At 67.4% G+C, this 9982-nt stretch carries 7 protein-coding genes and 6 pseudogenes; 6 read left to right on the forward strand and 7 right to left on the reverse strand.

The window, feature by feature from the left end; all coding sequences use genetic code 11:
• Positions 1-17 precede the first annotated feature (17 nt).
• Positions 18-235 (forward strand): annotated as a pseudogene (locus ACWFR4_RS46320) (transposase); the annotation flags it as partial.
• Between the two features lie 80 nt (positions 236-315).
• The gene (locus ACWFR4_RS46325) at positions 316-693 is read left to right on the forward strand and encodes a transposase family protein (RefSeq protein WP_453657704.1); all 378 of its coding nucleotides are present in this window, start codon (positions 316-318) and stop codon (positions 691-693) included.
• A gap of 400 nt (positions 694-1093) precedes the next feature.
• Here the strand turns inward: ACWFR4_RS46325 and ACWFR4_RS46330 are convergent, their stop codons facing one another.
• Positions 1094-2032 carry an alpha/beta fold hydrolase gene (locus ACWFR4_RS46330; RefSeq protein ID WP_453657706.1) on the reverse strand — a complete coding sequence of 313 codons (939 nt, stop codon included), beginning with the start codon at positions 2030-2032 and terminating at the stop codon, positions 1094-1096.
• A 313-nt stretch (positions 2033-2345) separates the two neighbouring features.
• On the opposite strand from ACWFR4_RS46330, the gene ACWFR4_RS46335 reads away from it, so the two are divergent.
• A complete protein-coding gene (locus ACWFR4_RS46335) occupies positions 2346-2936 on the forward strand; it encodes a TetR/AcrR family transcriptional regulator (RefSeq protein WP_453657708.1) in 591 nt (196 codons plus the stop codon).
• A gap of 214 nt (positions 2937-3150) precedes the next feature.
• Here the strand turns inward: ACWFR4_RS46335 and ACWFR4_RS46340 are convergent.
• From ACWFR4_RS46340 to ACWFR4_RS46350, 3 genes and pseudogenes are all read right to left on the reverse strand, one after another.
• Positions 3151-3249: pseudogene (locus ACWFR4_RS46340) on the reverse strand (IS481 family transposase); the annotation flags it as partial.
• Between the two features lie 152 nt (positions 3250-3401).
• Positions 3402-5168: an FAD-dependent monooxygenase gene (locus tag ACWFR4_RS46345; protein WP_453657716.1), complete on the reverse strand. Its 1767-nt coding sequence runs from the start codon at positions 5166-5168 to the stop codon at positions 3402-3404.
• A 153-nt stretch (positions 5169-5321) separates the two neighbouring features.
• Positions 5322-5544, reverse strand: a pseudogene (locus tag ACWFR4_RS46350) (IS701 family transposase); the annotation flags it as partial.
• Positions 5545-6074: 530 nt separating this feature from the next.
• Between ACWFR4_RS46350 and ACWFR4_RS46355 the strand changes: the two are divergent.
• Positions 6075-6452 (forward strand): hypothetical protein, encoded by a 378-nt coding sequence (locus ACWFR4_RS46355; RefSeq protein ID WP_453657710.1) that lies wholly within the window; start codon positions 6075-6077, stop codon positions 6450-6452.
• 73 nt (positions 6453-6525) lie between these two features.
• Here the strand turns inward: ACWFR4_RS46355 and ACWFR4_RS46360 are convergent, their stop codons facing one another.
• Positions 6526-7683: an RNA-guided endonuclease InsQ/TnpB family protein gene (locus tag ACWFR4_RS46360; protein ID WP_453657712.1), complete on the reverse strand. Its 1158-nt coding sequence runs from the start codon at positions 7681-7683 to the stop codon at positions 6526-6528.
• A 20-nt stretch (positions 7684-7703) separates the two neighbouring features.
• Between ACWFR4_RS46360 and ACWFR4_RS46365 the strand changes: the two are divergent.
• Together ACWFR4_RS46365 and ACWFR4_RS46370 are read left to right on the forward strand one after the other, a co-directional pair.
• Positions 7704-7904: pseudogene (locus ACWFR4_RS46365) on the forward strand (transposase); the annotation flags it as partial.
• 55 nt (positions 7905-7959) lie between these two features.
• Positions 7960-8046: pseudogene (locus ACWFR4_RS46370) on the forward strand (IS5/IS1182 family transposase); the annotation flags it as partial.
• Between the two features lie 587 nt (positions 8047-8633).
• Here the strand turns inward: ACWFR4_RS46370 and ACWFR4_RS46375 are convergent.
• A complete protein-coding gene (locus ACWFR4_RS46375; RefSeq protein WP_453657714.1) occupies positions 8634-8780 on the reverse strand; it encodes a hypothetical protein in 147 nt (48 codons plus the stop codon).
• Between the two features lie 6 nt (positions 8781-8786).
• Positions 8787-9982, reverse strand: a pseudogene (locus ACWFR4_RS46380) (RNA-guided endonuclease InsQ/TnpB family protein); the annotation flags it as partial.

Genomic DNA, 9982 nt, shown 5'->3' on the forward strand with positions numbered 1-9982 from the left:
CACCGTAGCTCGTGTCTATGACACCCCGATGGGAATCAATCCCGATATCCGCAGGGGTCGCAGCGTCGTACACGTTCTCCACGCACAGCTTGTCTCCGTACCCAAGTACCGGCGCGGAGTCTTCACCAACGACCTGTGGGGCGAGCATTTTTGGTCCCCCTCGTACCTCGCGGCCTCCGCCGGCGGAGCACCGCTTTCTGTGATCAAGGAGTACATCGAGCAGCGGCAACGCCCGCTGGAACGCGGACGTCAGAGCAGTCCAGAGAAGCCATTCCTCCCGAGCCCTAAAGGGCCGGGATTCCTGGCTAGATCACGTTGAACGAGCTGCTGTTTTCCTCGGTCGAGGGCGTGTTGGTGGAATCGGTCGAGGTGATCGACACGGTCGTCCGGCTCGAGGCCCGTACGACCGCAGGGCGGGCGGCCTGTCCGGGTTGCGGGTGCTGGTCTGGACGAATACACGGCTCTTACCTGCGACTTCCTCGTGATCTGCCGACGGCGGGCAAGTTCGTCGTGGTGTCGTTGCGGGTGCGGAGTTTCGTCTGCGAGGAGGAATCCTGCGAGCGCATGACCTTCGCCGAGCAAGTACCCGGTCTTACCCGGCCCCGCCCCACGGTGGGCTCCGTCTTCCCATCCGCGGCATTCGCGTGCTCCTCCGGCGGCTCCGGCGGCATGACATCCGGGGGCAGCAGGTGAACCTCCGGCGCGTCCAGCCCGTACCGCTCCCTCAGATACCGCGTGTAGCCGGCCGCATCGGGAGGCGAGCGGAACTCCCCGAGACAGGCCTGCGCTGCCTTCTGGTAGAACTCGGCCCACTCCCCCTCGGATGCTTCGACAACGGCCAGTCCCTCGTACTCGCCTTCGGGGCGCACGGATGGGGTGGCGCTGCCGTCCTGATCGGCGTACCCGGCCAGGAGCGCCCAAAGTTGCCGCTCCGGCAGCTGACTTCCGTCATAGAACTCCCTGTGGGGTCTCCCCCCGCGGCCGCTGCGAGTGCGTCCTGCTGGCAGAGAGCGTCCGCACGAGACTCTGGCTGGCGGCGTGCTCATTGTCGGCGTACACGTGAACGTGCGCAGTCGGGCTGGTTTGCCCGGTGTCAGTCGCCGTCGAGGACGAAATCGGCTATCGCGGCGGCGACGGCTTCGGGCTGCTCATCGGGGATGAAGTGTCCAGCGCCGGGTACGACGACTCCGGTGGCGTCGTCGGCCCATGGGCTGATGGAGGCCGCCATGTCCGGGATGGAGCCGTGACTGCTGGAGATTCCGAGGACGGGCACAGTCAGGTGCTGCCGCTTGAGCGCCTCGTGGTTCTTGCGCGCCGACTCGGCGGCGTCTCGGTAGTAGGCCAGGCAAGCGCGGAGTCCGCCGTCAACGGCGATGGCCGCTGCGTAGTGGTCGAGCTCGGTCTCCTCGAACGTGTCAGGAGAGAGGGCCTTCACTTTCAGGAACCAGCCGACGTAGTCCCGTTCGCGGCCGGCAAGCAGCGTCTCGGGCAGGTCGGGCACAAGGTGGAACGCGAAATGCCAGGTCTTCCACGCCCGATCCGGGTCGGTGGGAATCGCTTCGGGGAGGGTGATGCCGGGAATTCCGGCGTCGAGCAGGGCGACCCCGTGCAGTTCGCTGTCGAATTTGAGTGCGAGGGAGAAAGCGACCCAGGCGCCGATGTCGTGGGCGACCAGCCAGTAAGTCGACACCCCGAGAGCCTTCACTGCGGCATGCACATGTGCGGCGACCGTGTGCGTGTCGTAGCTGCGCTCCGGACGCTCGGAGTGGCCCTGGCCCGGCAGGTCGATCGCGATGACGCGGAACCGGCCGGCGAGGCTGGGCATGACCTTTCGCCATGCCCACCAGGTTTGCGGGAATCCGGCGAGCAGGACTATGGCCGGGCCGGTCGACTGACCGCCTTCGACGGCATGAAGGCGGACGCCGTCGGCGTAGACCCAGCGGTGAGTGAATCCCGCCAGGTGCTGCAGGGGCAGATCGCGGACAGGGTTACTTTCGCAGGCGCGCCAGGCGCCGGCCGCAGGGGCAGTCACGGGGATCCTCCGTCGGTGTCGGGTGTCCTGGTTCGGAGCTTCGCCCCAGGGTTAGGCCCACGAGCGCAGTGAAGATGACGAGAGCGGTCAGCGTGCTGCTCGGTATCCGGGTCCCGACGGCCTGATGGGTGAGGGCCAGTAGCAGGACAGGGACGACGAGCTCGGACTGGACGAAAACTGTCGCGCCGTCGCGAAGTGCGGGGGACGCCCGGCCATGACCGCGCTTGGACGCTAACACATCTTGAACTGGTTAGTTCAAGATAGAATGGTGCGGCGCAGCACGAGACATCGACACCCGGCAAGGAAGTGCCACGTGGCAGGCAAGAAGCAATTCGACATGGACACGGCACTTGACGCCGCGATGATCCAGTTCTGGCTCGCCGGCTACACCGATACCTCCGTGGACGATCTGTCCCGGGCAACCGGCCTGAACCGCAGCTCCATCTACTCCTCGCTCGGCGACAAGGACACGCTCTTCCTGCGCTGCCTGGATCGCTATGCCGCGCGCTACGGCGGCAGGTACGACGCCGCCCTGTCGTGTGCAGCCTCGGAGCCTCTTGCAGCCATTCGTGCGTTCTTCGACGTCACCCTCGAGCGCATCGCCGATCCCGAACTGCCGGACGGATGCCTGGTTGCCCAATCGGTCATGGCAATTCCGGAGCTGAGCCAGAGCGTCGCGGCACACGCGAAGAAGGCGCTGGGCTGCCAGCGCGTGCGTCTACGCGCCGCACTGACGGCAAGCCGACTGACCGACCAGGACGCCGAGGACTTCGCTGAACACGTAGCCGCCGTGAACCAGTCTCTCGCCGTCATGAGCAGAGCTGGGGCGGGCCCGGCACAGCTCCTGGCCATTGTGGGCGTAACCCTCGACGCGCTCTCCCAGACATTGCACCCGCGCAAGTAACGCTGCGGACCGGCTCCGTCGTCGACACGACGCACCTCTGCGCGGCTGCGGTGACCGCGGCGCGCACCGGGCGGCCGCGCTCGTCGACGCCGGCCGCGGCGGCCGGGCCGATCGGGGCGCGTTCGCAGGTGATGCGCCGCAGCCGCGCCTTCAGCTCTTGGATGTGTGGCGGTGTGAGTTTCCGGGACGACTCGGTGCCCCTGAGACATACGGTCTAGTTGTATTGCCCTGGAGCGCTGTTTGGGCGGCTGATGGAGGGCTTGCCTGCGAGTGCGGTGTGGCATCGGTGGTGGTTGCAGGTGTGGAGGAAATCGGGTCTGCCGCACGATCGGGTGACATCTTGACCTGCCGCACATCTCAGGTTCCAGTTGTGGTGGCTAGCTGAAGACCTTTCACGAAAGGCTGCGAGACATGGCCCCCGACCACCTCAACGAGCTGAACGATCAGCCCATAGGCCGGCCAACATCAAGTTGACAGTGCCGCGGCCGAGGAACCCGGAATGGCCTTCGCGCCCATGGCCAACGCCCGATCCGCACCGGCCACGGCCGTCCCGCTGCCAGCAATGCCCGGTGTCGCCTCCCTCATGGGAGTGACGAAGGTTCGGCGCAGATGCGCCGTCAGGCGTTCCGGTACGGCCGGGTGGAAGCGTCCGGAGAGGTAGCCGTCCGGGCGGATCAGGAGGGCCTCGCCGTCACGCGGCGCATAGACATCGCGGAACTCGCCCGCCGCGTCGCGCACCCGCGGCGGGCACAGGCCGACCGGGCGGGCGTCCTCTGGTACCTCTGCGGCGGTGACCAGATAGGCGTCGAGCAGGCCGTGGGCGGCGCGATGCGCCTCGGCGGCGCAGGCCTCGAGCCGGGCGGCGCCCTCGCCCGAGGCGTGTTCCGGGCCCGCGAACAGCAGCAGCACGTGCTGCGGGGTGCGCAGCAGGTCGAACAGCCGCCGCGGGTAGGTGGCGAGGTCGCTCAGCAGGCCGCGGCAGTCCGGTGCCCGGTCGCCGGGGGCGGGACCGGCCGCAGGTGTGCCGTCCGCCGCCTGCGGCTGGACCAAGGGGCTGTCCGGGTAGGCGACCAGCAGTTGGGCCTGGCGCCGCAGCCTCGTCTCGGCGTCGTCCCCGTTGTTGCTGAGGCCGGAGCGGGCATGGCGGACGGTGCGGTCGACCACCTCCTGCGCGACCGGGTGGCGTTCGGCGTGATAGCTCTCCAGCACGTCGTCCGTAGCCAGACCGCGGACGGCCAGGGCCAGCTTCCAGGCAAGGTTGTAGGCGTCCTGCACACCGGTGTTCAGACCCTGCCCACCAACCGGCGGGTGGATGTGCGCGGCGTCCCCGGCGACGAAGAGACGGCCGTTCCGGTAGCGGTCCACCAGGCGGTGGCTGATCCGGAAGGCGGACGACCAGCGTAGCGTGGAGGCGGTCGTCGGCTCCGGGGACAGCCTGTCGAGCGCGGCCTGGATCTGGCCGAGGTCCGGTCCGTGGCCGTCCCCCATCCCGTCCGGAGCGCTCGAGCCGTCTTCGCCCCCGGCTCGGGCGCGAGGGCGCAGCATCGACAGCCAGTACCGCCGAACGCCAGGCATCGGAATGCAGACGAGCATGTCGTCCATCGCACCGTTCGCGTCCAGGTTCACGGCCCGCATGCTGTAGCCGGCGGGCAGTTCCCAGTCGACCTCGACGTCGCCGATCATGTACTGCTCGGGGAAGGCGTCGCCCTCGAAGGTCAGCCCGGCCGCCTTGCGGATCAGGCTGTGCGCGCCGTCGCAGCCCACGACGTAGCGGGCGTGCAGACGCTCGGTCCGGCCGTCGGCGTGCGCGAGGACGGCCTCGACCTCGTCCGGGCGCATCTCCACCGAGCGGAGCTCGGTCGACCGCTCCACCTCCGTGCCGAAGCGCGCAAGATGCTCAGTGAGCAGCCGTTCGGTCGCGTACTGGGGCAGCGTGGTGAAGGGATAGGGGATCTCGGGTGGCAGAGTCAGCTCGGCCCGCGGGGCCGGCTTGCCGTCGATGAAGACCAGCTGGCCCAGGTGCGGCACCGCGACGTCCAGCGCCTCGCGGACCAGGCCCATGGTGTCCCACATCTCCAGCGTGCGGGGCACGACGCCGATGGCCTTGGCATAGGGTTCCGGGACGGCCAGCCGGTCGACGATGCGGCAGTCCACACCGTGCCGCCGCAGCTCGGCCGCCGCCGTCAGGCCCACCGGCCCCGCCCCCACCACGAGTACGTCGACATCGGCCATGATCAGGCTCCCTCGTCGTCCGGAATCGGTACCCGAGCTAGTGTGCTCCACCAAGCTGCGCCGACCCAGCAGGGTTGAGGGTGTGTCAGGGTTGGTCGATCTGCGCGGTGGCCTCTTCAAGCGGTGGTCTATTGGGCCGGGATGTAGAGGTTGAGAGGTCTGCCGGTGCCGACAGCGTTGATCAGGGCCTGGAGCTCGGTGGGTGGGGTCTTGGCTGTCCACGCTCGCCAGTAGCGTTGCAGCGTGGCCCAGGGCGTCAGCCGGCCACGGACGGCTCTGAGTGCTTGGGGCCAGCAGGCTGGTGGGTCTGGGGTGGGTCTGGTGGGACGGCGCAATGCCCCCGCTCTGGCCGGCTGGGCACCGGCTCCTCCTCATCCGCGAAGCAGAGGTGGGACACGCCAATCGTCAGCGGGATAGCGAACAGCGCCGCCGGGTGCTGAAGGTCGTCAGTGAATATTTCGGCCTGTCACTGCCACGTCAGACGATCGCGAGCGGGCGCCTTCCTGCCGTGGTCACCCGCAGGTATCCTCCGGCCTCCTGGTAGGTGAGCGGCCTCGGTCTCCGTGAGGCCGCCCCTCACCCCGGCGTCGAAACCGTCATTGCGGGCACTGGCATCCATGGAGGTCGCCGGGACCATCCCCCAGGCGCTGGGCGACACCTGCAGCCGCTCAGGGTGAATCGGCATGAAGGGATCATCCCCGCAGGCGCGGGGAGCACCGGCACTGGCGCGGCCTGGCCGCCGACCGCGGCGGGACCATCCCCACGGGCGCGGAGAGCACGGCCTTCGCGGTGGCCCGCTCCTGGGCGAACCGACGTACGAGCCTGCTGGCGATATAGCCTCAGCGGATGCCCGTTTCACAGCGGGTTTACGGCCCGCGAACAGTGCATAAGAGAGATGGGAAGTCGATGGCTCTCAAGGAAGGCCAGCGGGTGGAGCTGGCAGCCGACACCAGGCTGACCGATTCGGTTGAGGTGTCGGGGGTCGTCATCGGGTTCCTGTCCCTGGCGGCGGGCACCGGCGGGACCATCGAGCGGGTGACCAACCACCAGGACGAGAGCGAGGACGTGCGCGAGTACGAGCGGCTCAAGTCGCTGCTCGACGCCTTCGGACTCGACATGCCCACGGAGAGCAGGAGGCAGCTCGAAGAGAAAGTTGCCTCTCTGGAACCCGCGTGGACCGCCTTCCAGGAACGGGCACCTCACGTGAGCGTACGGGTCCGCTTCGACAACGGGTTCATCCTCGACGGGGCCGACGAGGCCGTCTTCGTCCCTGCGTCAACTTGACTCGGCCCTGAAGGGGCGGGCTTGGAGGTAGCGTCCAACTGGCTGTTGGGTGGGCTCCTCCGTCCAGACACCCTTATGGGGTGGCAGGGACGCGTGACTCACGCCCCGCAGTCCACACAGCCTCGCCCTTGCGGGCGATGTTGTGGGAAGCGTTCCGGTCTGCGTGGGCAACGACCCCGCAGTCCCGGCAGGTGAAGCGGGCCTGGCTTGCCCGGTTCTTCTTGTCGATGTGGCCGCACTCGCAGCACTGCTGCGAGGTGTAGGCGGGATCGACGAAGACCACGGGGACGCCGGCCCTGCGGGCCTTGTAGACGATGAAGTCTGCGAACTGGGCAAAGGCCCAGGAGTGGAGCGCGACCCGTTGGGGCTTGCGGAGCCGTACCCTCTGCCGGATTCCCCTGAGTTCTTCCAGAGAGATTCCGGCCGAGGTGCGTTCAGCCTCGGTCACGATCGTCTTGGCGATGATGTGGTTCTGGTTCTTCGCGTGGCGCTGCTCGCGCCGGTTGCGCTTCTTCAACAGCCGCTTCGCGGACTTGCTGCCCTTGGCCTGGAGTTTCCTGCGCAGGTCGAGTTGCCGCTTGCGGTGGCGGTTCAGGCCGCGCCCGGCAGTTTTGTGGCCGGTGGATGTGGTGGCGATGTTGGCGATTCCAAGGTCCACCCCGATGAAGTGGCCGGGCTCGTACTGCTCAGCCTCGGGAACGTCACAGGTCGCGAGGAGATAGAACACGCCGTCGCGTTCGATCAGGTCCGACTCGCCCTGCCGGTGATCCCGGAGCGTCTTGAGTGCGTCAGACGAGCAGGCGAAGCGGACATTCTTGATACGCCCGGAGGTTGTCCAGATGCTCACCGCCTGCGCGTCGTACTGCCAGCTCAAACACCGGTCGTCATACGGCTGCGCAGCCTCGGGCCTAAAGACGATGGGCTTGGACTCGGCCTTGGTACGGCGCTTCGATCCAGGCTTGCCGAGGTACCCGGCGCGGATGTTGGCCCCGAGCGTCGTGTAGGCATCGCGGGTCTTCTTGATGATGTGCTGGGCGGCCTGCGCCCCCAGTCCCCGCGACCGCAGTTCGCCATAAGTGTGCTTGCGCAGCTCGTACTCACGCGGGACACCGTGCTCGAACGCCACCGCCGACACCCAGTTCCCGGCCTCGTTGACCGTGTGCAGCGTCACCGACAGCGCACCGGCCTGCTCGGCCTGCGGCATCAGCTTCACTTGCACGACGATCTTCACGCAGGCGATCGTATCGACGTATGTCACCACGCTGGGAGCCAAACCCCCATATTCGCAGGGGTCGCACGCTCGTCCACACCCTCCACGCCCACCTGGTCTTCACACCCAAATACCGGCGCGGACCGTTCACCGACGAGATCCCTCGACGCTGCGAGGAAGTCATGCACGCCGTCTGCGCGGACTTCGAAACAGAGCTGGTCGAGTTCAACGGCGAGACCGATCGGGATGTCGCTGGAATCGCGGTCGGACGATGGGGTGCCTGAGCTGACGGGCTGGGTGGTGCGGTGGTTCCGCGACCGTAGCTGTGTGCACTGTCTCGCCCGCGATGCGGGCGTCTCCCAGGCCACCGGTTACCGCTACCTGACGGCATTCTCACCCGGTGCGGAAGGGTGGAGCCCGCTACCGCGCTACGGGTCAACTCACCCTCGTGACCGGGCCGTCCGCCCAGCACGTCGGCCCCCGTTTCCCGAGTGCCGGCCAGCTTCGCCAGGGCGCCTTCCGCCGCCACGAGCGCGGCCTGCACCCGCTCGGCCTCCTCCCGCAGCCGGGCCACCTCCTCGCGAACCTTCTTTTCCCGGGGTTCCGAGCACCGACGGCACAGCCACCTCCACGGACGAAACGAGCAGACGAACCGCCCCATGTCTCCCGCCTACAGGTGGAGTTCATGCCCACCAGCCTCGAGCCACACGATCATGTTCGGAAAGCGAAAGCCTTCTGACTCCAACCTGACTGTGGTGTCCGTCAGTTGGGCGGCTCTGCAGCGCGATGAAGCTCCTCGCATGAGGTGGTGACACGACCAAGATCCACCGTGCTCTGCCAGGAGCTTCGTGTACTTGTGTACCCGTCGGCGATTGATCTGCCCACCGCGCACCTGCGCTACCTGAGCCGTGAACTGGTGACTCGGCGCCGGGAGATCGGCACCGGCGGCTGCGACTTTAGCCTCGAGATCCTCATGCCGGGCGCGCAGTCATCGCCGGGTTGTCTTCGAGTAAGGTGACGGACACATCGATGCGTTCAGACACACGCACGAGCGGGTCCAGGCGGCTGAGCGGCAGGTCCGGCATAGGCAGCATATGGAGCCGCTTGAGCAGGGCCACACATCGTCAACCACCCGGGACTGAAAGTCCCGGGCTTGCACAACGGGCGCCACTGGCTGTGGTGCTGCGTTTGCGTCCTGTCCCACGCCCGGTGTTCGGGGGTGGGCCTGGGGCGGTTGACTGCGCCCCGCGTCGCCACAACTCTTCCGCACGGTGACGGATGTTGCGGGAGCCGTTCCAGTCCGCATGTGCAACGACACCACAGGACCGGCATGCGAAGCGGGCCTGGGATGCCCGGTTCGCTTTGTCGATGTGCCCGCATTCGGCGCAGGTGCGGGAGGTGTACGCCGCATCGACGTGCACCACCGGTACCCCTGCCTTGCGGGCCTTGTACGTAATGAAATCTCCGAGCCCAGGAGGAGTGGGTGGCCCGTTGGGGCTTGCGAAGCCGTACCCGCGCGCGGATGCCCGTGAGGTCTTCCAGAGCGATTCCGCGACCGGTGCGTTCTGCCTCGGCCACCACATGCTTCGCGATCTTGTGGTTGATGTCCCGCGCCCGCCGCGCCTCTTTACGGCGCCGCTTCTTCAGGCGCCGTTTGGCGGACGGGGTGTTCTTACGCTGGAGCTTCTGACGCAGGACGCGCTCGCGCAGACGCCCGCGATTGAGCCGGCGCCCGGCCATGATCTGACCGTCCGAGGTGGTCGCGATGTTCACGATCCCCAGATCGACCCCCAGAAACTGGGTGACGCTGGTGTTGAGTTCGGCCTCGGGGACCTCGCAGGTGGCGGTCAGGAACCACATGCCGTCGCGGAACAGAAGGTCGGACTCGCCCTTCCGATACGAGGCCAAGCGGGCCAAGTGTGCGGGGGCGGCGGTGAACGCCACCCCCTTCATCCGGTCGGACAGGGTCCAGATCGACACCGTACGCTGCGTGTACTGCCAGGACAGCATCCGGTCGTCATAGGGCTGCCCTCCGGGCGGAAGGCCATCGGTTTCTCGACTGCGCGCCGGTAGCGCTTGGAGGAGGGCTTGCCGAGGTTTCCGGCCTTCAGGTTCGCCCTCAACGTGCGGTAGGCATCGCAGGTCTTCTTGATGACGTGCTGGGCCGCTTGAGCTCCGAGCCCCCACCGGTCCTTGACCGCCGTATAGGTGTGCTCACGCAGGGCGAAGTTGCGCTTGATGTCCTTCTCGAACGCCATCTGGGAGACCCAGGTCGCGGCCTGATTGCAGGCGTGCAGGGTTTCCTCAAGTGCCGCCGCCT

The sequence above is a fragment of the Streptomyces sp. NPDC055140 genome, from assembly GCF_053607285.1.

Bases quoted from the DNA above. Each gene is read 5' to 3' on its own strand.
- ACWFR4_RS46345 (WP_453657716.1), bottom strand. From the start codon at position 5,168: ATGGCCGATGTCGACGTACTCGTGGTGGGGGCGGGGCCGGTGGGCCTG.
- ACWFR4_RS46355 (WP_453657710.1), top strand. From the start codon at position 6,075: ATGGCTCTCAAGGAAGGCCAGCGGGTGGAGCTGGCAGCCGACACCAGG.